Genomic DNA, 21523 nt, shown 5'->3' on the forward strand with positions numbered 1-21523 from the left:
TCCTGGCGCAAACGCGCTGCCCGCCTTCCACGGGCATAACGCAACCTGTGCAAGCACACCGCTAAATGCGAGTATTTGCGCCCTGCTCTCCTGCGTTTTCAGGCACCCCATGAACAGACGTCCGGCCACGCTGCGCGGTATTGCCCAACAACTCAACGTGCATGTGTCCACGGTCTCGCGGGTGCTCAATGGCAGCCTCGATCACGCCGGGCGCGCCGCGTCCAAGGAAACCATCGAGCGTATTCGCGCGCTGGCAGCAAGCCTGGACTATCAGCCCAACACCCACGCCCGCACCCTCAAGACCCGGCACAGCCGCGAGATCGCGATCCTGGTGCCGAGGCTGTCGGACATTGTCCTGGCCACGGTGTACGAAGGCATAGACGAGGCCGCCAGTGCCCGGCGCTACACCTCCTTCGTCGCCAATACCCTGGATCGCCCCGAGCGGCAGCGCGAACTGGCCGAGCGTGCTCTGGCGCGCAACGTCGAAGGCTTGATCGTCAGTGACGTGCATTGCACCGCAGAGCCGGGTTTTCTCGAAGAGCTGGAGCAGCGGCAAGTGCCCTTCGTATTGGTCAGCCGCAGGCGTGGTCAACACTGTTCAATCACGGCAGATGATGAAATGGGCGGACGCCTGGCCGCTGAACACTTGTTCGCTCAGGGTCATACGCAGGTTGCGGTGATTGCGGGCGAAGCCCACAGCAGCAACGCCAGGGAACGGACCGCCAGCTTTGTCGGGTACTACCGCGAGCAAGGGATCGACATTGCACCTGAGCGAATCATCACCGGTCACTTCGATACTCAGGCGGGGTTCAGCATTGGTGAGCAGCTATTGGCCCATCCGCATCCGCCTACCGCAATCTTTGCGGTCAACGACTTCCTTGCCATCGGCCTGTTCGGCGCCATGAGCAACCGCGGCCTGGCGGTCGGGCGCGATATTGCCGTGGTCGGTTACAACGACACACCGCTGGCCGCGCACCTGCAATTGACCAGTATCAGCACCAGCATGCATGCGCAAGGCGTGCGCGCCGTGGAAACACTCCTCAAGCGTATTGCCGGCGAACCGGTGCAGTCCCACCGTTTTCCCGTGGTCCTGACGGTACGCGGCAGCAGCGTGCGGCCTCAGGCCATCAGCTCCAGGTGACGGGCTTCGGTTTCGTCATCGGCCGGAAACAGGCACTCCACGCGCAACTCTTCGGCCGCAATGGTCTGGGGTGTGCCGACGGTCGTGATCATGGAAAAATAATTCAGCACCCTGCCCTCATGGGCAAATGACATCGGCACAAATGGCAAGTCGCGGGTGGCAGGCAGCGTTGCCCACTCGTTGGGCACATCGTCATAGCCGAGCAAGCGGCCCAGCAATGCCTGGGTTTGCAAGTCGATCACCCGCCCGACCGCTTCGCGATGTACACGCTGAACAAGGCTGGCTGCAGTGGTCTCCCAATTAGCGATAAAGGGCCGCATGCCGTGGGGATCGAACATCAATTCGAGCAGATTGCGCGGCTTGGGCCGCGCCTCCATGTTGGTAAACAGGCCGAAAAAGCGCGGCGCCGCCTGGTTGCTGGTCAGCACATTCCAGTGACGGTCCATGACCACCGCCGCGAACGGTTCGTGTTGACGCAGCATGCGTTCCAGAGCCTTGTGGATACTCTGCATCTGGGTGTCATTCCACGCGTTTTCTCCGTAAACCGGCGCGTAGCCTGAGGCGATCAGCAAAGCATTGCGCTCACGCAAGGGCACTTCCAGAGATTGGGCAAGGCCCATTAGCGTCGGCCGGCTCGGTATGCTGCGTCCGCTTTCGATAAAGCTGATATGGCGCTGAGAGACGCCAGTGTCGAGCGACAAATCCAGCTGACTCTTGCCTCGCCGGCCGCGCCATTGGCGCAGCAATATGCCCAGTTCGCTGGGTTGAGCGTTGGCCATGTGGGTCTCCCTGGATGTTTATGCACGATACAACAATCACCGTAAGACCGGCTTTAGCCGGGAGGAAGCCCTCGCGGCTGAAGCCGCTCCTATGGGTGCAGCGTTGTGTCAGTCAGAGGGACGCTGACCAGAGCTGAGCCTGGAAGCGCTGTTCAATCGGCGTCTGTGCCAGGTTGGTGGTGGTCGCGGCCATGGTGGAAATCCCGAGGCTGACGATCACTTCCAGCACCTGCTCGCGCGAGTAGCCTGCGGCGACGAAGCTGTCGATTTCCGTTTCAGCGATATGCCCGCGATTGTGCATCAGGGATTTGGCCAGTGCCGACAGCGCAGCGTATTTCACATCGCGGGGCAGGTTGCCCAGGCGAATGGCCTCAACGTCGCCGGCTGCCACGCCATCCTCCAGGGCAAAGGTGGAGTGAGCCGCGACGGTCCATGGGCAGTTGAGGGAAACGGCGTTGGTCAGCAGCAGGATCTGTTTTTCGCACTCATCCAGGCTGCCGCCATGGAAACTTGCGAAGCTGCCGGCAAAACCATTGAGCAGCACCGGATTGGCCGCCATGGTGGCCATGACGTTGGGCAGGAAACCGAATTTCTCTTCCAGCATGACCAGGGTTGGACGAGATTTTTCAGGGGCGGTGCTGGCGGTATAGAGGGTAAAAGCCGACATAGTGATTGACCTGTGTGGGTTATGAGCCGATGTCTGTAACGCCCGGAGCCTGTCCGGGCGTGCCTGCAATCCTATCGATCACAGGCATCCGCTCAATTACGTCAGAGGTAATCAGGCCGCCGCCGCTTCCTTCTTAAGGCTGGCCATGTCGATGACGAAACGGTACTTCACATCGCCCTTGAGCATGCGTTCGTAGGCTTCATTGATGTTCTGCATGTCAATCATCTCGATATCCGAAACAATCCCGTGCTTGGCGCAGAAATCGAGCATTTCCTGGGTTTCCTGAATGCCACCGATCAGCGAACCCGCCAGGCTGCGACGCTTGAAGATCAGATTGAAGACGTTCGGCGACGGATGCGGGCTATCAGGCGCGCCGACCAGAGTCATGGTGCCGTCACGCTTGAGCAGGGCCAGAAAGGCGTCCAGGTCATGGGGTGCGGCCACAGTATTGAGAATGAAGTCCAGGCTGTTGGCGACTGCGGCCATTTCATCCGGGTTCTTCGACACCACCACCTCATTGGCACCCAGTCGCAGGCCGTCTTCGCGCTTGTTCGGCGATGTGGTGAACAACACCACATGGGCGCCCATGGCGTGGGCGATCTTCACCGCCATATGGCCCAGGCCGCCAAGACCAACCACGCCGACCCTCTTGCCCGGCCCGACCTTCCAGTGGTGCAGCGGCGAATAGGTGGTGATCCCAGCGCACAGCAGGGGTGCAACGGCCGCCAGGTTTGCATCGCCGTGGGCGATGTGCAGGACGAATTTTTCCTTGACGACGATATTGTCCGAGTAGCCACCGTAGGTGTTTTCGCCACCGAACACCGGCCCGTTATAGGTGCCGGTAAAGCCGTTTTCGCAGTACTGCTCTTCGCCCTCGGCACAGGAGGCACAGGTCTGGCAGCTGTCGACCATGCAGCCGACACCGGCCAGATCACCGACCTTGAACGTGCTGACCGCAGCGCCCACGGCAGTCACCCGCCCGACGATTTCATGACCCGGCACCGAGGGATACAGCGTGTTGTGCCACTCATTGCGGGCGGTGTGCAGGTCGGAATGGCAAACCCCGCAGTAGAGAATCTCGATCTGCACGTCATCGGCGCCGGGTACGCGGCGTTCGAAGGTGAATGGCTTGAGCGAGTCCTTGGCGTCCTTGGCGGCGTAGCTGTAAGTCTTGGTCATTGCAGTCACCTCTGTTGATTCAGCTGTTGAGTACAAGCAGACCAGCATAGACCTTCATGCGTACAACGAACGGAGCAACGCCGCAAGGTTGTCTGGGTTAAAAGCCCCATGATCAAATAGCCCCCGGGCGCAGAGGTTCGCCCCGCCCTTTAACCCGCAGACAAGAGAACCCCATGGCAAACCAAGACATTACTTTCACTCCCGACCCGGATGCCGACTCCATTTCTTCCGACGTCGCCGGTTTTGGCGGCCTGCTGGTCTCCACCCAGGTGCCGACTCGTGCCGATGGCAGCCTGGAGCTGGGCGACATCGTTGCCCAGAGCGAATGCACCCTGCAGGCCCTGAAAGTTGCGCTGGAACGTGCCGGCAGCTCCATGGACCGGGTCCTGCACCTGACCATCTACCTTACTGATATCGCTGACCGCCCTGCATTCAATGACGTCTACAAGCGCTTCTTTGCCAAGCCATGGCCTGTGCGTGCGGCAGTGGGCGTGGCAGCGCTGGCGGTAGAAGGTATGCGCGTTGAGGTCACTGCAATGGCGGCAAAAGCGTAAACCCGCGTCCATCGGGCAGTCCAAGGGTGCCGGTCAGGCGTTTCGCCGTTACAATGCGCGACCTGACCGTGCAACCTGACCAGAAAATTAAAAACCATGTCCCTGCCCAAACATCATCTGGAACTGCTGAGCCCTGCCCGTGACGTGGCCATCGCTCGCGAAGCCATCCTGCACGGCGCCGATGCCGTGTACATCGGTGGCCCGAGCTTCGGTGCCCGCCACAATGCCAGCAACGACGTGAGCGATATAGCCGCCCTGGTGGAATTCGCCCGGCGCTATCACGCGCGGATCTTCACTACCATCAACACCATCCTGCATGACGATGAGCTGGAACCGGCGCGCAAGCTGATCCATCAGCTCTACGATGCCGGTGTCGACGCGCTGATCGTCCAGGACCTGGGGGTGATGGAGCTGGATATTCCGCCCATCGAGCTGCATGCCAGCACCCAGACCGATATCCGCACCCTGGATCGGGCCAAGTTTCTCGATCAGGCCGGTTTTTCCCAGCTGGTATTGGCCCGCGAGCTGAACCTGCAGGAAATCGGCGCCATTGCCGCCGAGACCGATGCCGCCATTGAATTCTTTATCCATGGTGCGTTGTGCGTGGCCTTCTCCGGCCAGTGCAATATTTCCCACGCCCATACCGGGCGCAGCGCCAACCGTGGCGACTGCTCCCAGGCCTGCCGCCTGCCCTACACCCTCAAGGATGATCAGGGCCGCGTCGTCGCCTATGAAAAGCATTTGCTGTCGATGAAGGACAATAACCAGAGCGCCAACCTGCGTGCTCTGGTCGATGCTGGCGTGCGTTCGTTCAAGATCGAAGGCCGCTACAAGGACATGGGCTATGTGAAGAACATCACCGCCTATTACCGTCAGCGTCTGGACGAGATTCTCGAAGACCGCCCGGACCTGGCCCGCGCCTCAAGCGGCCGTACCGCGCACTTCTTCGTGCCGGATCCGGAAAAGACTTTCCATCGTGGCAGCACCGACTACTTCGTCAGCGATCGCAAGATCGATATCGGCGCTTTCGATTCGCCGACCTTCACCGGCCTGGCCGTGGGCGTGGTCGAGAAAGTCGGCAAGCGTGACATGCAAGTGATCACCCATGAGCCGCTGTCCAACGGCGACGGCCTCAATGTGCTGGTCAAGCGCGAGGTCGTGGGTTTCCGCGCCAATATCGCCGAGCCCAAGGGTGAGTTCGAGGAAGACGGCGAGAAGCGTTATCGCTATCGCGTCGAGCCCAACGAAATGCCCGAAGGCTTGTTTCGTCTGCGCCCAAGCCATCCGCTGAACCGCAACCTGGACCATAACTGGCAACAGGCCCTGCAGAAGACCTCCGCCGAGCGCCGTATCGGGTTGTCATGGGTGGCCCGCCTGCGCGAAGAACGCCTGGAACTGACCGCCACCAGCGAGGAAGGCGTCAGCGCCAGCGTCACGCTGGACGGCCCGTTCGGTGCCGCCAACAAGCCGGAACAGGCGCTGGAACAGCTACATGACCTGCTCGGTCAACTGGGCACCACCCAGTATCACGCCACCCACATCGAGCTGGATGCGCCACAGGCGTTCTTCATCCCCAACTCGCAGCTCAAGACCTTGCGCCGTGAAGTGATCGAAGCCCTGACCAAAGAGCGCGTAAAAGCCCACCCTCGGGGCGGACGCAAAGCCGAAACCAGCCCGCCGCCGGTGTACCCGGAAGCACACCTGTCGTTCCTGGCCAACGTCTACAACCAGAAGGCCCGGGACTTCTACCACCGTCACGGCGTCAAGCTGATCGACGCGGCCTACGAGGCCCATGAAGAAAGCGGCGAAGTGCCGGTGATGATCACCAAACACTGCCTGCGCTTCTCCTTCAACCTGTGCCCGAAACAGGCCAAGGGTGTCACCGGGGTGAAAACCAAGGTCGCACCGATGCAACTGATTCATGGCAACGAAGTGCTGACGTTGAAGTTCGACTGCAAGCCGTGCGAGATGCATGTGATCGGCAAGATGAAGGGCCATATCCTCGGCCTGCCACAGCCGGGCGCCAACGTAGTCGGTCATATCAGCCCTGCTGATCTGCTCAAGACCATTCCTCGCGGCACTCACTGAGAACGAAAAAGCCCGTTGCAGACTTACTGCGCCGGGCTTTGATTGAACAATGTGGCCTGTCGGGACCGGCTTTAGGCGGTCCCACAGGTTTGTCACTCAGTCCGTTACTGCGCAGCCACCGCCCCTTCCTTGAACATCGCCGCAAACTTGGCCTTGTTGGCTGCGTAGTACTCGGCCACCACCTTGTCTGCCGAGCTGTCACGCGCCTGTGCCATCAGCTTTTCCAGATCAGCCTGGGGAATGGCGTAATGGCTGAAGAACCGGGCCACTTCCGGATGCTGGGCGCTGAAGCCTTTGCGGGCCACGGCGTGGATCTGCTCTACACCACCAAACATATGCTTGGGATCATCGAGGTAGCGCAGCGACCACTTGGAGAACATCCAGTGCGGGCTCCAGGCGTTGATCAACGACCATTTATCGCGTTTGTTATTACGATCCAGCTCGCTCAACATACCGCTTTCCGAAGACGCGACCATCTTATAACCGTCGAGTTTGTAAGCTTCGATGGCCTTGAGCGTCAGCTTGTACTGACCGTTGCCTACTTCCGAGGTCAGAATCTTGCCTTCGAACTTTTTCTTCACTTCCGGTTTGTTCAGGTCTTCAACGCTGGCCACTTCACTGACCGGAATCGAGGTCGGAACGGCCATGCCGATACGCCCTTCATAGAGCACGCCGAGGTCTTCGAGCTTGTCCTTGTACTTGTCCCAGAATGCCTGGTGAGTGCTAGGCAGCCAGACCATCGGAATCAGGTCGATGTTGCCGTTGGCCATGGCCTGGAACTGAATGCCGATATCGGCCATGACCAGTTTTACCGGCTGCTTGAGCTGATCCTCAATAGCGATATTGGCCAACTTGACGGCGATTTCGGTGTCGGACCAGTTGACCCAGCCAATCTTGATGGGCTCCTGCTCGGCGGCCTGTGCAAACAGGCTGCCAGTGGCCAGCGTGACCCCGGCGAACAAGCCGAAAAGCATTTTCTTATACGGTGAATAAGCAACCATTGTGCATCTCCCCTATCAATTTATGGATATGGCTTGGCAGTTCAAGCGATAACGCTTTCTTGTTATTAACAGTAGAGCCTTATCAAGCACTCTTATCTGGACAGACTCAGGTTCAGTAAAACGGTCATTACATATTCGGGTAATTCGGCCCTCCTCCGCCTTCCGGCGCCACCCAGTTAATGTTTTGCGTCGGATCCTTGATATCGCAGGTTTTACAATGAATGCAGTTTTGCGCATTGATCTGTAACGAGGGCTCGCCGTCCAGGTGAACGATCTCATAGACCCCCGCCGGGCAATAACGCTGGGCGGGCTCATCATAAAGTTTCAGATTGGTGTGTATGGGAATGGCGGTCGACGTCAACTTCAGGTGGATCGGCTGATTTTCATCATGGGCGGTATTGCTGATAAATACCGATGACAATCGATCAAAACTGATAATGCCATCCGGTTTCGGGTAATTGCGTGGTCGCACTTGGGCCGCGAACTTGAGTCGGTCGTGGTCCCGGGCCAGATCGCGCAGGACAAAGGGCGTGCGCGCCGACAAATACTTCTGCTCGATATAGTTGAAGGCCCCGCCCAGTAGCGCGCCGAACTTGTGTACGGCCGGGCCGAAATTGCGGCTCTGGCGCAATTCCTCGCCGAGCCAGCTGTCCGCAAAGGCCTGCTCGTAGCCGCCCAATGCCTGGACCGGATCGGCGTCGGCGCTGATCGCCTCGAATATCGATTGCGCCGCGAGCATGCCCGACTTCATTGCCGTATGGCTGCCCTTGATCTTGGCGAAATTCAGTGTGCCGGCGTCGCACCCCACCAGCACGCCGCCGGGGAAGATCATTTTCGGCAACGAGTTATATCCCCCCTTGGCAATGGCCCGGGCGCCGTAACTGGTGCGCTTGCCGCCTTGCAGATAGCGCTTGATCAGCGGGTGATGCTTGTAGCGCTGGAATTCTTCGAAGGGCGACAAGTGCGGGTCTTCGTAACTGAGATCGACGATCAGCCCCACCGCTACCTGGCCGTCGGCGATATGGTAGAGAAACGAGCCGCCGGGATTGTGATCATCCAGGGGCCAGCCGGTGGTGTGCACCACCAGGCCTTCTTCGTGCAGGGCCGGATCGACCTGCCAGATTTCCTTGATGCCAATGGCGTAGTGCTGCGGATCGGCATCCTCGTCCAGGGCAAAGGCCTTGATCAGGCGCTTGCCCAGGTGACCGCGACAGCCCTCGGCGAACACCGTATAACGACCGCGCAGCTCCATACCCGGCGTATATACGTCCGGTCTCGGCTCGCCATCGCGGCCGACGCCCATATCGCCGGTGACGATGCCCCGAACCACGCCGTCTTCGATAATCAGCTCACTGGCAGCAAAACCCGGATAAATCTCCACGCCCAGAGCCTCGGCCTGCTCGGCCAGCCAGCGGCACAGATTGCCCAGGGAAATGATGTAATTGCCCTGATTGTGCAGCGTCTGCGGAGCAGCCCACTGAGGGATCTTGCGCCCGCTTTCGCCATCGCTGAGCCAATAGATATCGTCGCGCAGCACCTGGGTATGCAGCGGTGCCCCGAGGGTTTGCCAGTCCGGAAACAGCTCATCCAGGGCGCGGGTTTCAAATACCGCACCCGAGACGATGTGCGCACCGATTTCCGAGCCTTTCTCCACCAGACACACCGAAAGCTCGCGGCCCTCAGCGTTGGCCAGCTGCTTCAAGCGGCATGCGCTGGACAGCCCGGCCGGGCCACCGCCGACAATGACGACATCGAATTCCATCTGCTCGCGTTGCACTTATCTATCTCCGGCAGAACGTTGGGTATTGGCAGGTTAAGGGTGGGAGCGAATTCATTCGCGAATGTGATCTGACCATCACCACAATGTTGAAGGGGCCTGCGCCTTCGCGGATGAATCCGCTCCCACACCTGTGTTTGATCCTGACGATCACAATGCCAACTCCAACGCCGGTAACGCCTCAAACAGATCCGCCACCAGCATGTAATCCGCCACCTGGGCGATGGGTGCTTCGGCGTCCTGGTTGATCGCGACTATGACTTTCGATCCACTCATCCCGGCCAGATGCTGGATAGCACCGCTGATGCCCACGGCGATATACAGCTGCGGGGCGACGATCTTGCCGGTCTGGCCGACTTGCAGATCGTTGGCGGCAAACCCCGCATCCACTGCCGCTCGGGAAGCGCCCACGGCGGCGCCGAGCTTGTCGGCGACCCGCTCGATCAAGGCGAAGTTGTCCTTGTTCTGCATGCCACGCCCGCCGGACACCACCACCCGGGCGTTGGCCAGGTCGGGACGTGCGCTGACGCTGATGCGCTCAGCGACAAAACGCACGTTGGCCGCAGCCTGTGCGCCATCGAATGCGACAACCTCACAAGGCTGCGCAGCCGGACCCGCCGGGCTGAAAGCCGAGGCGCGAGTTGTGAATATCTTGATTGCGTCGAGGGACTGCACCCTGGCGATGGCATTGCCGGCATAGATCGGCCGCAGAAAGGTGTCGGCGCTGACGATCTCCGTCACATCGGAAAGCATGCCCACATCCAGGCTGGCGGCGACCCCGGGCAGGACGCTGCGGCCAAGGCTGCTGGCGTCGGCCAGCACATGGCTGTAGCCCTTGCTCACTAGATCACTAATCAGCGGGATCAGGTTATCGGCCAGTGCGTGCGCGGTCTGGCACAGCAATACCCGGCTGACGCCCGTCGTCAGTGCCGCCTGTTCGGCCCCAGCAACATCCGCCCCGGTAATCAGCAGCACATCGATGTCCTGAGCGAGGGACGCAGCTGCGGCAATGGCACACAGGCTGCCAGTCTTGAGCGTACCATTGGCCTGCTCGGCGATAACCAGAGTACGCATCAGATAACCCCCGCGACGTTTTTCAGTTTGTCGACCAGTTCCGGCACCGAACCCACGGTAATACCGGCCTTGCGCACCACCGGCGGCAGTACTTCAAGCAGGCGGCTGTGCACCCTGGCGGTGACCCCGAGGCTCTCGGCGGGCACCACGGTCAGCGGCTTTTTCTTGGCTTTCATGATGTTGGGCAGCGAGGCATAGCGCGGTTCATTGAGGCGCAGATCGCAGGTGACGATCGCCGGGGCCTTGAGTGCCAGGGTCTGGGCACCGTCATCCACTTCCCGTTCGACGCGCCATTCGCCATCAGCAAAGCCAAGCGCCGAGGCGTACGTGGCTTGGCCCATGCCGGTCAGTTGCGCAACCATCTGCCCGGTCTGATTGTTTTCCTGATCAATGGCCTGTTTGCCGAACAACACCAGATCGGGTTTTTCGCTGTCGATGATTTTCGCCAGGTACTTGGCCACATTGAGCGGCTCAAGCACGCCGGTGGTTTCCACCAGTGTCGCCCGATCGGCACCCAGCGCCAGGGCGGTACGCAGTTGCTCTTGAACCACTGCCGCGCCCACCGAAACCACTACCACTTCCGTGGCCAGACCTTGCTCCTTCAGGCGCACGGCCTCTTCGACGGCGATTTCGCAGAACGGGTTCAAGGCCATCTTCACCCCGTTCAACTCGACATCCGCGCCATCTGCCCTGACCCGAACCTTGACGTTCGGGTCGATGGCACGTTTCACCGCAACGAGCACTTTCATGGTTACCCCCTGTTGTCTCGACAGCCAGAGAACGCTCGGTCCCTGTTGCCAGTTCGGCCGATCTTAGCGAGGCATTCAGGGCCAGGCAAGCGAAATGTACACCTACGTCACAGTGATTGACACAAATGTACAGTTCGCATACTTTCGCGTCAAACCAAGCCTGATGTTCCCTTCAAGGAGCGCAACACCATGTCCAGCGATCCGCTGCTGCAGCCCTATAAGATCAAGAACCTGACCCTGCGTAACCGCATCATGACCACCTCCCACGAGCCGGCTTACCCGGTCGATGGCATGCCCAAGGCGCTGTATCGCGCTTATCACGTCGAACGTGCCAAGGCCGGCGTGGCCCTGACCATGACCGCCGGTTCCGCTGCTGTTTCACGGGACAGCCCGCCGGTATTCAACAACGTGCTGGCGTACAAGGACGAAGTGGTCAAATGGCTCAAGGATATGACTGACGAGTGCCATGAACACGGCGCCGCAGTGATGATTCAGCTGACTCACCTGGGTCGCCGTACCCGCTGGGACAAGGCCGACTGGCTGCCGGTGGTCTCGCCGTCGCACCGCCGCGAGGCCTCGCACCGGGCCTTTCCGAAGAAGATGGAAGAGTGGGATATCGAGCGGATCATCAAGGATTACGTCGATGCCGCCGAACGCATGAAGGCTGCCGGCCTCGATGGCCTGGAACTGCAAGCCTACGGCCACTTGATGGACCAGTTCTGGTCACCGCTGACCAATGATCTGGACGGCCCGTACGGCGGCTCCCTGGAAAACCGCATGCGTTTTACCTTCGATATCCTGCGCGGTATCCGCAAGCAGTGCGGCGAAGACTTCCTGCTCGGCGTGCGCTACACCGGCGACGAAGACCTGCCCGGCGGCTTCGGCGCCCAGGAAGGCATGACCATCTCCCATATGCTCAAGGACAGCGGTCTGGTCGACTTCCTCAACGTGGTGCGCGGCCATATCGACACCGACGCCGGGCTTACCGATGTGATTCCGATCCAGGGCATGCGCAACTCGCCGCACCTGGATTTCGCCGGGGAAATCCGCGCCTCCACCGGTTTCCCGACCTTTCATGCGGCAAAGATTCCCGATGTCGCCACCGCCCGCCACGCCATCGCTTCGGGCAAGGTGGATATGGTCGGCATGACCCGCGCCCATATGACCGACCCGCATATCGTGCGCAAGATCATCGAAAAGCGTGAAGAAGAAATCCGTCCGTGCGTGGGCGCCAACTACTGCCTGGACCGCATCTATCAGGGCGGCGCGGCGTACTGCATCCATAACGCCGCCACCGGTCGCGAGACCACCATGCCCCACGAGATCGCCCCGGCCGCGGTCAAGCGCAAAGTGGTGGTTATCGGCACCGGCCCCGCAGGCCTGGAAGCCGCACGTGTGGCAGCTGAACGCGGCCACAGCGTCACGGTACTGGAAGCGGCCGATCAGCCCGGCGGGCAGATTCGCCTGACCGCCCTGAGCGAACGTCGTCGCGAGATGATCAGCATCATCGATTGGCGCATGGCCCAGTGCGAGCGACTGGGAGTGACCTTCCACTTCAATACCTGGGCCGAGGCTGACACCGTGCTGGCCCATGAGCCGGACGTGGTGATCGTCGCCACCGGCGGCCTGCCCCACACCGAAGTGCTGAGCGCGGGCAATGAGCTGGTGGTATCGAGCTGGGACATCATTTCCGGCGACGTGAAGCCCGGCAAGAACGTGTTGATCTTCGATGATGCCGGAGACCATGCCGCCTTGCAGGCGGCCGAAGTCATCGCCAACAGCGGCGCAACTCTGGAAATCGTCACTCCGGACCGGGCTTTCGCCCCCGAGGTCATGGCGATGAACCTGGTGCCCTATATGCGCAGTCTGCAGGACCTCGACGTGACCTTCACTGTGACCTATCGGGTCGATTCGGTGGAGCGCCGCGACGGCAAGTTGCTGGTCAACTTCGCCAGTGATTACGGCAAGGTCAGCAAGCAGCGCGTGGTCGATCAAGTGGTGATCAACCACGGCACCCTGCCCCTGGACGAGCTGTATTTCGACTTGCGCGAGCACTCCAGCAACGGCGGTGCCGTGGAGCAGCACAACCTGATCGCCGGCAAGGTGCAGGGCCTGGTGACTAATCCGCAGGGGCGCTTCCAGCTGTTCCGTATCGGCGATGCCGTGTCGGCCCGCAACACCCATGCGGCGATCTTCGATGCGCTGCGTTTGCTCAAAGACATTTAAATAACAACAACCCAAGCCAAAGGAAAAACCATGTCTGTCTTTACCCATGTCACCGTCGGCACCAATGACCTGAACAAGGCCCGCGCCTTCTATGACATCGTGCTCAAGCAAATCGGCCTGAATCGCGTCGCCGACCTCGACGACGCCGGCTCCATCTGGGGCGTCGACAAGCCTTCGTTCTTCGTCCTCAAGCCCAACGACGGCAAGGCGGCCAACGTCGGCAATGGCGTGACCGTCAGCTTTGAAGCGCCAAACCGTGCCGCTGTGCAGGCGTTCCACGAAACCGCACTGGCCAATGGCGGCACCTGCGCAGGTCTGCCAGGTGGCCGTGGCTGGGCAGAGAATGCCTACGCTGCCTACGCCCGCGACCTGGATGGCAACAAGCTCGCCGTGTACTGCTTCAAGGCCGAGTAAGCGCTTGCTCTAGAAACACAAAGGCCCTCGTCATGAGGGCCTTTGTCCATGGGCCGTCAACTCAGCTTTCGACCGGAGCTTCTTCGAACGTATCGCTCAAGGCGACGAATTCGCCGGGGGACTTTTCGGCGAAACCGAACTTGCCAAAGAAACGGTCCAGCTCACGGCGTTTCGGCGCCTTGCCGGTGAAGATGCTGACGTAATGCGGGATACGCCGGAAGCGCTCAGTAATGTCCTCGGTGGTCTTCATCGAGATATAGCCGATCTGCGTAAGGTAAATGGTCCGCGCCCGGGCGTCGGCGCCTTCAGGTTCATAGCCAAAGCGACGAAACATCAGTGCCAGGGCACCGATTCGCGCTTCATCGGCGATGGCGATTTCCGCTGCCACTTCGGCAGACTGCAAGGCCCAGCTGCGCACGGCGAATTCGAATTGGGAATCGAACAGTTCAGGGTTCAACCAGCACTCGAAGACGTTGAGGATCGCCTCGGTGATGTTCTCGGCATAGCTGTCGCATTGCTTGACCATGCCGCCACTGTTCTTGTCGCGCCAGCGCGTCAGCAAGGCCGTCAGCAATTGCTCCCGATCCTCGAAGAACCAATAAAAGCTGGTACGGGACAGGTTGAGGCGCTTGGCCAGGGGCATAACCCGCACCGCATCCACACCGGATTCCTTCAAGGCATCGTAAGCGGCTTCAAGCCAGCCCTCGGGCGAGCCCCGCCAGCCGGAATCCTGGGTTTTACTGCGTGCCTTGCCTGTTTGCGACATCCGCGACTCACCTTGGTCAAATATCCGTTAATTTACTGTACGCTCATGACCTTTTGATGTACACCTTTGTACATTCGCACGACACAGGGTCATCTATGAAAATCCAGCCGTTACCGCCGCTCAATAGCCTGGTGGCCTTTGAAGCGTCTGCGCGGCATTTGAGCTTTACCGCGGCGGCACGGGAACTGAATGTCACCCAGGGTGCGATCAGCCGGCAGATCCGCCTGCTCGAAGAATACCTGGGTGAAAGCCTGTTCGTGCGCAACACCCGGGAAGTCAACCTGAGCCATATCGGCAGCGGCTATTTCGAGACCGTACAAGGGTTACTCAAGCAACTGGCCACGGCAACCGGCGAGATACGCCGCTGGCAAGGCGCAAGGCAGATCACCCTGATGACCAGTTCGGCCCTTGCCGCGCTCTGGCTACTGCCCAGGGTCGGCGACTTCCAGCGTTTATATGAAGATGTCGACCTGCGCATCATCGCCCATGATCAGGTCAAGGATCCATCCCGTCTGGATTGCGACCTGGCATTGTATTACTGCAGCACCCCGCCGAAAAACATGATTGTCACGCCGCTGTTCCCCGAAGAAGTGTTTCCGGTGTGCAGCCCGGCCTACCTGGCCAAGCACCCGCACCTGGAGGATATCGAGCAACTGGCGGCCGCCACCTGGCTGACCCTCGACGACCCGCAACGGGACTGGATTGGCTGGCAGCAGTGGTTCGAATACCAGGATCTGGCACCGCGCACACCGCGGCATCGGGTCAATATCAATAACTACTCGATGCTGATCCAGTCGGCCTTGAGCGGCCAGGGTATTGCCCTGGCCTGGTCCAACCTGATCGGCGACCACCTGCAGACGGGGGCACTGGTGCGGCCCGTCGGCCAGGTTCTACGCACCGAAGCGCAGTTCTGCCTGCTGGAACGGCCGGGGATGGCGGGCAATCATTCGCTGGTGCGGTATTTCCGCGAGTGGTTGTTGCAGCAGGTGCCTTGATACGCCTTTGTGGGAGCGAATTCATTCGCGAAAACGTCGTTCCAGGTGTAATAGATGGTTCAAGCTTACCGACCTCATTCGCGGATAAATCCGCTCCCACAGGTGTAGCGTACGCTGGCATTCATGAGATTTTCTCATCACTACGCACAATTAAATAGTTTGTGAATCCCTGGCATCTATATAACTATCTGCTCCAGCGCTGCCCAACAATCAATTAATAATAAAAGCGTATAACCCAGATGACCGACCTGTCTCGTAACGACCTCCTTCCAGCACCACGACTGCCAATCTATAACTAACGACATGCCTGTTTGCACAGACATGACTCAATTAATCAAATTGACAGAGTGCCATTATGTGGATCACTGACGATAAACTTCCGCTGGGCGCTTATATCGCTCACTATGTAGAATGGTTGACGCAACACGGCGCGAAGCTGTTCGATTTTATCTCCTTCGCACTTTCTGCCGCCATGACCGCCTTTTCTTCCGCCTTGCTCTGGTTCAATCCATTTATATTGATCCTGCTGTTTGCCGGGTTCGCCTGGTGGGTGCAGCGCAAGTTATCCCTGGCCATATTCGTCGCTCTTTCATTTCTATTGATCCTTAACCTGGGTTATTGGCAGGAGACCATGGAGACCCTGGCTCAGGTCAGTTTCGCCACCCTGGTCTGTGTCATCGTCGGCGTACCGGTGGGCATCCTCGCTGCCCATAAGCCGACCTTCTATACCGTGATTCGCCCGGTGCTCGACCTGATGCAGACGATCCCCACCTTCGTCTACCTGATCCCGACTCTGACCCTGTTCGGCCTGGGTGTGGTGCCAGGGCTGATTTCCACCGTGGTGTTCGCCATCGCCGCGCCGATCCGCCTGACCTACCTGGGCATCCGTGATGTGCCCGAGGAGCTGCTGGATGCCGGCAAGGCCTTCGGCTGCTCGCCGGCGCAGTTGCTGGTGCGCATCGAACTGCCCCATGCCATGCCCAGCATCGCCGCTGGGGTGACCCAGTGCATCATGCTGTCGTTGTCCATGGTGGTCATCGCTGCACTGGTCGGCGCCGACGGCCTCGGCAAACCGGTGGTCAACGCGCTGAATACCGCCGATATCGCCCTGGGCTTCGAGGCCGGCATGGCTATTGTGCTGCTGGCGATCATGCTCGACCGCATCTGCAAACAACGCGACCGTACCCTGGGAGGTGACGCATGAGCATCATTCGTTTCGAAGACGTCGACGTCATCTTCTCCGACCGCCCCAAACCTGCCCTCGCGCTGCTCGACCAAGGCCTGTCACGCCCCGAAATTCTCAAACAGACCGGCCTGATCGTCGGCGTGGAAAAAGCCAGCCTGGAAATCAACAAGGGCGAAATCTGTGTGCTGATGGGCCTGTCCGGCTCGGGTAAATCCAGCCTGCTGCGCTGCATCAACGGCTTGAACAGCGTCAGTCGCGGCAAGCTGTTCGTCGAGCATGAAGGGGCACAGATCGATATCGCCCACTGCTCTGGCGCCGAACTGAAACGGATGCGCACCCAGCGCATAGCCATGGTGTTCCAGAAGTTCGCCCTGATGCCCTGGCTGACGGTCAGCGAAAACATCAGCTTCGGCCTGGAAATGCAAGGTCGAGCGCCCGAAGAGCGGCGTAAGCGGGTCGATGAGAAACTCGAACTGGTGGGCCTCACCGCCTGGCGCAACAAGCGCCCGGACGAGCTGTCCGGCGGCATGCAACAACGGGTCGGCCTGGCGCGGGCGCTGGCCATGGACGCCGATATCCTGCTGATGGACGAACCCTTCTCCGCCCTCGACCCGCTGATCCGCCAGGGTCTACAGGACGAACTGCTGGACCTGCAGAAAAAGCTGCACAAGACCATCGTCTTCGTCAGCCATGACCTGGACGAAGCGCTCAAGCTGGGCACCCGCATCGCGATCATGAAAGACGGCAAGATCATCCAGTACAGCAAACCCGAGGAGATTGTGCTGAACCCGGCGGATGACTACGTACGGGCCTTCGTCGCCCATACCAATCCGCTGAATGTGCTGCGCGCCAGCAGCCTGATGACCGCATTGCAGGATTGCCAGGCCAGTGTTGGCGAGTATTGCCTGGATGCCGGGCAGGACCTGTGGCTGACCGTGGATCCGTCGCGGCGTCTGGTCAGCACCCGCAAAGGCACGGTGCCCTGTGAGGTGCAGGTCTGGAGCGGCAGCCAGGCCACCGCCACCCTCGCCCGCCTGCCAACGCTGGTCGCCGCCGATACCAGCATGCGTGATGCCCTGAATATCCGCTATGAAACCGGGCATTCGCTGATTGTGCAGAACAGCGACAAGGGCATTGTCGGCGTGCTTGGCGACGCTGAGCTGTATCGGGCTTTGCTGGGCAAGAACCTTGCGCCGCCAGCGCCGGTGGTCAGTACTGCGCCTGACCGCCAAGGCGGGTTGAAATCAACACAGATCGCCTGAGCGGCAATGAGACCTGTGGGATCGGCTTCAGCCGGGAAGGCGTCATTCCTGCTTAGGAAATGTATCGGCTGTACCAGCGCTTTCCCGGCTAAAGCCGGTCCCACATGAGTGATGTGTTTGCTGTGCGATAGCGCAGAAAAATTCAATTGATTACCGGGAAATAGACACCATGCCCGACGATAAAAAGGTCAAGGGCTACCGCCGGTTGATCCCTTCCATGACCGCCCTGCTGGAATTCGAGGCAGTCGCGCGGCTGAGCAGCTTTACCCTGGCCGCCCAGGAACTGGGGGTCACTCAGGCAGCGGTGAGCAAGCAGATCAAATACCTGGAGGAAACCCTCGGCACGCGGCTGTTCCATCGCCTGCACCGGGCCATCCAGCTGACGGGCGAAGGTTATGTGCTGTATTCAGTGGTGTCCGAATCCATGCAGCGTATGGCCAGTGTCTTCGACAAGATCACCGAAGGTATTACCGAACAGAAGATGGTACTCGCCAGTACGTCGGCATTTTCACAACTGCGTATATTGCCGCAACTCAGTACCTTGCGCTTGCAACAACCGGAACTGCAACTTCGCCTGATCACCCAACAATTGACCCCGGACTTGCGCGGCGATGATATCGACCTGGCCGTGCGTTTTGGTAATGGCAGGTGGGATGACGGTACGGCGATTCACTTATTCGATGAAGAAGTCTTTCCGGTGTGTTCACCGGGATGGCTGGCCAGCCATTGCGCTCCGGCATCGCCGGAAGATTTCCTGCATGTGGAGCTGATTGATTCCGACACCACCCTGGAAGGCTGGATGACCTGGAACAGCTGGTTCAAGGAACTGGGCACGAGTCGGCCGAAACTCAAGTACAGCCTGCGCTGCAGTGCCTATACCGACACCATTCAGGCCGCCCTGCAAGGCCATGGCATTGCCCTGGGCTGGGGCCGCCTGCTGGAGCCCATGCTTGCCAGCGGTCAGCTGGTGCGCCTGACCTCACTGGTGGTCAGGCCCCGGGACGCCTACTACGTGGTGGTGCCCAACGGTCGTACGCCGACGCCACTGATGCTGTCGTTGATTGACTGGCTGCGTGGCGACGCGCCAACTTGAAATCATGAGAAGTTGATTGCCGAGGTCGCATAACTTCAAGTTATGCGAGGTTAAGAATAAGGCGCATTGACGATATTTAGCGCTGTACCAATACTTGCACCATTATCCACTTATTATTAGATCGAGCCTGAGACTTCCATGAATATTATCGCCGTTAAATCCCATCGTGAACTTGTCCAGGCTCGAACTCCAGGGCATGGCATGCCCGGCGACTTGTTTGGTCGCGAAGATATCTTTGCCAACGATGTCGATATTTTCTTTACCAAACACTGGATCCTGGTCGGCGTGACGGCGGATATTGCGGAACCGGGCGATGTATCGACCATCGATATCGGCAAGTCGTCGATCATGCTGGTACGGGACGACGATGAGCAGGTGCAGGCTTTTCGCAACGTCTGCCGTCATCGCGGCGCGCGCCTTAAACCCGCCGGCAAGTCCACCGTGGGCATGCTGGTCTGCCCTTACCACCAGTGGACCTACGACCTGGACGGCAGCCTCAAGCATGCGGCGCACATGGGCAAGGACTTCGATGCCACCTGCCGCAGCCTGATTCCCGTGCACACCAAGGTGGTCGGCGCGCATATCTTCGTCTGCCTGGCGGACGAAGCACCGGCGGATATCTCGCTGCTGGAGCAGACCATGACCCCGCGCTTCGCCCAGTACGACCTGAGCCGCGCCAAGATCGCTCATGAGTCGGAAATCATCGAGAACGGCAACTGGAAACTGGTCATCGAGAACAACCGCGAATGCTATCACTGCGCCGGGACCCACCCGGAACTGACCGCGTCCTTCCTGCCGGAAGACTTCGGCTTCTGCACCGATGGCCTGAGCGAAGAGTCCCTGCTGGCCCTGGATGAATATCACCAGCGCAACGCCGCGACCAAACAGAACTGGGAAGACGACGGCTTCATCTGTGATGCCATCGAACACTTGGGCGAAGACGCCGTGACCCAGTTCCGCTCCCAGCGCCTGGTGATCGCCGGTAATGGCGAGTCCCAGACCCTCGACACTCGCGTTGCCTGCACCCGTCTGTTCGCCGACCTGACTCGCCGCGATCTGGGCGACATGCACCTGTGGACTCACAACTCCTGGACCCATGTGATGAGCGATCACGCGGTGATTTCCTACATCATTCCGCTGGCCGCCGACAAAACGCTGGTCCGCACCAAATGGCTGGTGCATGCCGATGCGGTCGAGGGCGTGGACTACAACCGCGACGCCCTGACCGAGGTGTGGAACGCTACCAACCTGCAGGACGCCGACCTGGTCGCCATCACCCACAGCGGCACCCAGGATCCGGCCTACGCGCCCGGCCCGTTCTCGGCTTTTACCGAGTCCTATGTCGATCAGTTTTCCCGCTGGTACGCCGCGCGTCTCGCGGCCCATGGGGTATGAGGCCTGCCATGACTGCCCATGAAAGAATTCTCGACCCGTGTGCGCCACGCCTCACCGATCCGGATACCTGGAGCGCCTTTGGCGCCCAATGGAACAGCGGCGAACAGAGAAACCTGCATTGCTGCGCCGTGCTTGATGAAACCCACGACGTCAAAAGCTTCTGGTTCACCTGCCCGGACTTTCGCGCCCTGAGTTTCGAACCCGGCCAGTTCATCACTATTTCGCCGGTGATCGCCGGGCAGACGCTAGCGCGTTGCTACACGCTGTCGTCGTCGCCGACCCGGCCGTTCACCTTCTCCATCACGGTCAAGCGTGTGCCGGGCGGGCCGGTGTCGAACTGGTTGCACGATAACCTGCGTGCCGGCGATACCCTGCGCGGCAGCGGTCCGGCTGGTAGCTTTACCCCGATCGGGCATCCGGCGCGCAAGCTGCTGTACCTGTCCGCAGGCTCCGGCGTGACACCGCTGATGTCCATGACACGGGCCAGTGTCGATCTCGGTGCGGACCTGGATATCACCTTCGTGCATAGCGCCCGCACGCCGTCCGATATCATTTTCAATGCTGAACTGACCCGCATGCAGACGCTTTCTCCGGGTTTGCGAGTACTCAACCTGTGCGAAGGCCAAGGCGCACACAGCGACTGGCCACACCCTTTGGGCCGCCTCGATCTGGCCCTGCTCGCGCGCTGGGTGCCGGACTTCATGGAGCGGGAAGTATTTATCTGCGGACCAGGCGGTTATATGGCCGGGGTCAATGCGCTGCTCCAGGAAGCGGGCTTCGACTTCCAGCATTTCCATCAGGAAAGCTTTGATATCTCCCGGCTCGACGAGGAGACCCTGGAAGAAGTGGCGCCCGTCGCCGACCAGCAGGCAGACACCTTCACCGTTACCCTGTCCCGCTCCGGCAAGAGCTTCAGCATGTCCGGGCAGCAGACCGTACTGGCGGCGGCAAAAAAGGCCGGGGCCATCGTGCCGTCGTCGTGCAGCCAGGGCGTCTGCGGCACCTGCAAGACCGCGCTGCTGCAAGGCACCGTGGATATGCAGCACAAGGGCGGCATTCGTCAGCGGGAAATCGACAAGGGCCTGCGCCTGCTGTGTTGCAGCAAGCCTACTTCGGATCTGGTGATCGACCTTTAGCCCGTTAATGTGCGGTCAGCGAACAGGAAATAGCGGCGGTC

19 protein-coding genes are annotated in these 21523 nt (G+C 60.0%); 11 read left to right on the forward strand and 8 right to left on the reverse strand.

The genetic code is table 11. The features are described from left to right. Positions 1 to 109: 109 nt before the first annotated feature. On the forward strand, positions 110 to 1141 hold the full coding sequence (locus M2401_RS13980) for a LacI family DNA-binding transcriptional regulator (protein WP_259103635.1): 1032 nt from the start codon (positions 110 to 112) through the stop codon (positions 1139 to 1141). Here M2401_RS13980 and M2401_RS13985 read toward each other — a convergent pair. The 3 genes from M2401_RS13985 to M2401_RS13995 form a co-directional block, all read right to left on the reverse strand. Then, on the reverse strand, positions 1120 to 1920 hold the full coding sequence (locus M2401_RS13985) for a helix-turn-helix domain-containing protein (RefSeq protein ID WP_259103636.1): 801 nt from the start codon (positions 1918 to 1920) through the stop codon (positions 1120 to 1122). The two genes, M2401_RS13980 and M2401_RS13985, sit on opposite strands and share 22 nt — an antisense overlap. Positions 1921 to 2032: 112 nt before the next feature. Next, on the reverse strand, positions 2033 to 2587 hold the full coding sequence (locus tag M2401_RS13990) for a carboxymuconolactone decarboxylase family protein (RefSeq protein ID WP_259103638.1): 555 nt from the start codon (positions 2585 to 2587) through the stop codon (positions 2033 to 2035). Between the two features lie 111 nt (positions 2588 to 2698). Next, on the reverse strand, positions 2699 to 3766 hold the full coding sequence (locus M2401_RS13995; protein WP_259103639.1) for an NAD(P)-dependent alcohol dehydrogenase: 1068 nt from the start codon (positions 3764 to 3766) through the stop codon (positions 2699 to 2701). A 173-nt stretch (positions 3767 to 3939) separates the two neighbouring features. On the opposite strand from M2401_RS13995, the gene M2401_RS14000 reads away from it, so the two are divergent. After that, positions 3940 to 4320: a RidA family protein gene (locus M2401_RS14000; RefSeq protein WP_259103641.1), complete on the forward strand. Its 381-nt coding sequence runs from the start codon at positions 3940 to 3942 to the stop codon at positions 4318 to 4320. Positions 4321 to 4416: 96 nt separating this feature from the next. Beyond that, entirely contained in the window at positions 4417 to 6408 is a 1992-nt protein-coding gene (locus tag M2401_RS14005; protein WP_259103644.1) for a U32 family peptidase, read from the forward strand. 104 nt (positions 6409 to 6512) lie between these two features. On the opposite strand, the gene M2401_RS14010 is transcribed toward M2401_RS14005, so the two are convergent. The 4 genes from M2401_RS14010 to M2401_RS14025 all read right to left on the reverse strand — a co-directional run bounded on the left by M2401_RS14010 (position 6513) and on the right by M2401_RS14025 (position 11009). Continuing rightward, the gene (locus tag M2401_RS14010; RefSeq protein ID WP_259103646.1) at positions 6513 to 7409 is read right to left on the reverse strand and encodes a glycine betaine ABC transporter substrate-binding protein; all 897 of its coding nucleotides are present in this window, start codon (positions 7407 to 7409) and stop codon (positions 6513 to 6515) included. A gap of 127 nt (positions 7410 to 7536) precedes the next feature. Beyond that, positions 7537 to 9186, reverse strand: a complete 1650-nt coding sequence (locus M2401_RS14015) for an electron transfer flavoprotein-ubiquinone oxidoreductase (protein ID WP_259103649.1) — start codon at positions 9184 to 9186, stop codon at positions 7537 to 7539. A gap of 150 nt (positions 9187 to 9336) precedes the next feature. After that, positions 9337 to 10260: an electron transfer flavoprotein subunit alpha/FixB family protein gene (locus M2401_RS14020; protein WP_259103650.1), complete on the reverse strand. Its 924-nt coding sequence runs from the start codon at positions 10258 to 10260 to the stop codon at positions 9337 to 9339. Beyond that, on the reverse strand, positions 10260 to 11009 hold the full coding sequence (locus M2401_RS14025) for an electron transfer flavoprotein subunit beta/FixA family protein (RefSeq protein ID WP_259103653.1): 750 nt from the start codon (positions 11007 to 11009) through the stop codon (positions 10260 to 10262). Before M2401_RS14025 ends, M2401_RS14020 begins: the two co-directional genes overlap by 1 nt. A 189-nt stretch (positions 11010 to 11198) precedes the next feature. On the opposite strand from M2401_RS14025, the gene M2401_RS14030 reads away from it, so the two are divergent. Together M2401_RS14030 and M2401_RS14035 are read left to right on the forward strand one after the other, a co-directional pair. Beyond that, positions 11199 to 13235 carry an NADH:flavin oxidoreductase gene (locus M2401_RS14030; protein WP_259103656.1) on the forward strand — a complete coding sequence of 679 codons (2037 nt, stop codon included), beginning with the start codon at positions 11199 to 11201 and terminating at the stop codon, positions 13233 to 13235. Between the two features lie 30 nt (positions 13236 to 13265). Then, positions 13266 to 13649: a VOC family protein gene (locus M2401_RS14035; RefSeq protein ID WP_259103658.1), complete on the forward strand. Its 384-nt coding sequence runs from the start codon at positions 13266 to 13268 to the stop codon at positions 13647 to 13649. Between the two features lie 61 nt (positions 13650 to 13710). On the opposite strand, the gene M2401_RS14040 is transcribed toward M2401_RS14035, so the two are convergent. Beyond that, on the reverse strand, positions 13711 to 14415 hold the full coding sequence (locus M2401_RS14040; RefSeq protein WP_259103661.1) for a TetR/AcrR family transcriptional regulator: 705 nt from the start codon (positions 14413 to 14415) through the stop codon (positions 13711 to 13713). A 95-nt stretch (positions 14416 to 14510) separates the two neighbouring features. Here M2401_RS14040 and M2401_RS14045 point away from each other — a divergent pair, with 95 nt between their 5' ends. From M2401_RS14045 to M2401_RS14070, 6 genes are all read left to right on the forward strand, one after another. After that, positions 14511 to 15410, forward strand: coding sequence for a LysR substrate-binding domain-containing protein (locus M2401_RS14045; protein WP_259103663.1), 900 nt, complete (start codon positions 14511 to 14513; stop codon positions 15408 to 15410). A 355-nt stretch (positions 15411 to 15765) separates the two neighbouring features. Next, positions 15766 to 16614: a choline ABC transporter permease subunit gene (gene choW / locus M2401_RS14050; protein WP_259103671.1), complete on the forward strand. Its 849-nt coding sequence runs from the start codon at positions 15766 to 15768 to the stop codon at positions 16612 to 16614. Next, entirely contained in the window at positions 16611 to 17858 is a 1248-nt protein-coding gene (gene choV, locus M2401_RS14055) for a choline ABC transporter ATP-binding protein (RefSeq protein WP_259103672.1), read from the forward strand. Before choW ends, choV begins: the two co-directional genes overlap by 4 nt. Positions 17859 to 18027: 169 nt before the next feature. Continuing rightward, on the forward strand, positions 18028 to 18951 hold the full coding sequence (locus M2401_RS14060; RefSeq protein ID WP_259103674.1) for a LysR substrate-binding domain-containing protein: 924 nt from the start codon (positions 18028 to 18030) through the stop codon (positions 18949 to 18951). A gap of 138 nt (positions 18952 to 19089) precedes the next feature. Continuing rightward, on the forward strand, positions 19090 to 20346 hold the full coding sequence (locus M2401_RS14065; protein ID WP_259103677.1) for an aromatic ring-hydroxylating dioxygenase subunit alpha: 1257 nt from the start codon (positions 19090 to 19092) through the stop codon (positions 20344 to 20346). An 8-nt stretch (positions 20347 to 20354) separates the two neighbouring features. Continuing rightward, positions 20355 to 21482: a hybrid-cluster NAD(P)-dependent oxidoreductase gene (locus tag M2401_RS14070; protein ID WP_259103679.1), complete on the forward strand. Its 1128-nt coding sequence runs from the start codon at positions 20355 to 20357 to the stop codon at positions 21480 to 21482. Positions 21483 to 21523 lie beyond the last annotated feature (41 nt).

It is taken from the genome of Pseudomonas sp. JUb42, assembly GCF_024807945.1.
Classification (GTDB): Bacteria; Pseudomonadota; Gammaproteobacteria; order Pseudomonadales; family Pseudomonadaceae; genus Aquipseudomonas.

Excerpts from the sequence above, each read along its gene's own strand:
- M2401_RS13980 (WP_259103635.1), top strand. The coding sequence starts at position 110 with ATGAACAGACGTCCGGCCACGCTGCGCGGTATTGCCCAACAACTCAAC.
- M2401_RS13985 (WP_259103636.1), bottom strand. The coding sequence starts at position 1,920 with ATGGCCAACGCTCAACCCAGCGAACTGGGCATATTGCTGCGCCAATGG.
- M2401_RS13990 (WP_259103638.1), bottom strand. The coding sequence starts at position 2,587 with ATGTCGGCTTTTACCCTCTATACCGCCAGCACCGCCCCTGAAAAATCT.
- M2401_RS13995 (WP_259103639.1), bottom strand. The coding sequence starts at position 3,766 with ATGACCAAGACTTACAGCTACGCCGCCAAGGACGCCAAGGACTCGCTC.
- M2401_RS14000 (WP_259103641.1), top strand. The coding sequence starts at position 3,940 with ATGGCAAACCAAGACATTACTTTCACTCCCGACCCGGATGCCGACTCC.
- M2401_RS14005 (WP_259103644.1), top strand. The coding sequence starts at position 4,417 with ATGTCCCTGCCCAAACATCATCTGGAACTGCTGAGCCCTGCCCGTGAC.
- M2401_RS14010 (WP_259103646.1), bottom strand. The coding sequence starts at position 7,409 with ATGGTTGCTTATTCACCGTATAAGAAAATGCTTTTCGGCTTGTTCGCC.
- M2401_RS14020 (WP_259103650.1), bottom strand. The coding sequence starts at position 10,260 with ATGCGTACTCTGGTTATCGCCGAGCAGGCCAATGGTACGCTCAAGACT.
- M2401_RS14025 (WP_259103653.1), bottom strand. The coding sequence starts at position 11,009 with ATGAAAGTGCTCGTTGCGGTGAAACGTGCCATCGACCCGAACGTCAAG.
- M2401_RS14030 (WP_259103656.1), top strand. The coding sequence starts at position 11,199 with ATGTCCAGCGATCCGCTGCTGCAGCCCTATAAGATCAAGAACCTGACC.
- M2401_RS14035 (WP_259103658.1), top strand. The coding sequence starts at position 13,266 with ATGTCTGTCTTTACCCATGTCACCGTCGGCACCAATGACCTGAACAAG.
- M2401_RS14040 (WP_259103661.1), bottom strand. The coding sequence starts at position 14,415 with ATGTCGCAAACAGGCAAGGCACGCAGTAAAACCCAGGATTCCGGCTGG.
- M2401_RS14045 (WP_259103663.1), top strand. The coding sequence starts at position 14,511 with ATGAAAATCCAGCCGTTACCGCCGCTCAATAGCCTGGTGGCCTTTGAA.
- choW (WP_259103671.1), top strand. The coding sequence starts at position 15,766 with ATGTGGATCACTGACGATAAACTTCCGCTGGGCGCTTATATCGCTCAC.
- choV (WP_259103672.1), top strand. The coding sequence starts at position 16,611 with ATGAGCATCATTCGTTTCGAAGACGTCGACGTCATCTTCTCCGACCGC.
- M2401_RS14060 (WP_259103674.1), top strand. The coding sequence starts at position 18,028 with ATGCCCGACGATAAAAAGGTCAAGGGCTACCGCCGGTTGATCCCTTCC.
- M2401_RS14065 (WP_259103677.1), top strand. The coding sequence starts at position 19,090 with ATGAATATTATCGCCGTTAAATCCCATCGTGAACTTGTCCAGGCTCGA.
- M2401_RS14070 (WP_259103679.1), top strand. The coding sequence starts at position 20,355 with ATGACTGCCCATGAAAGAATTCTCGACCCGTGTGCGCCACGCCTCACC.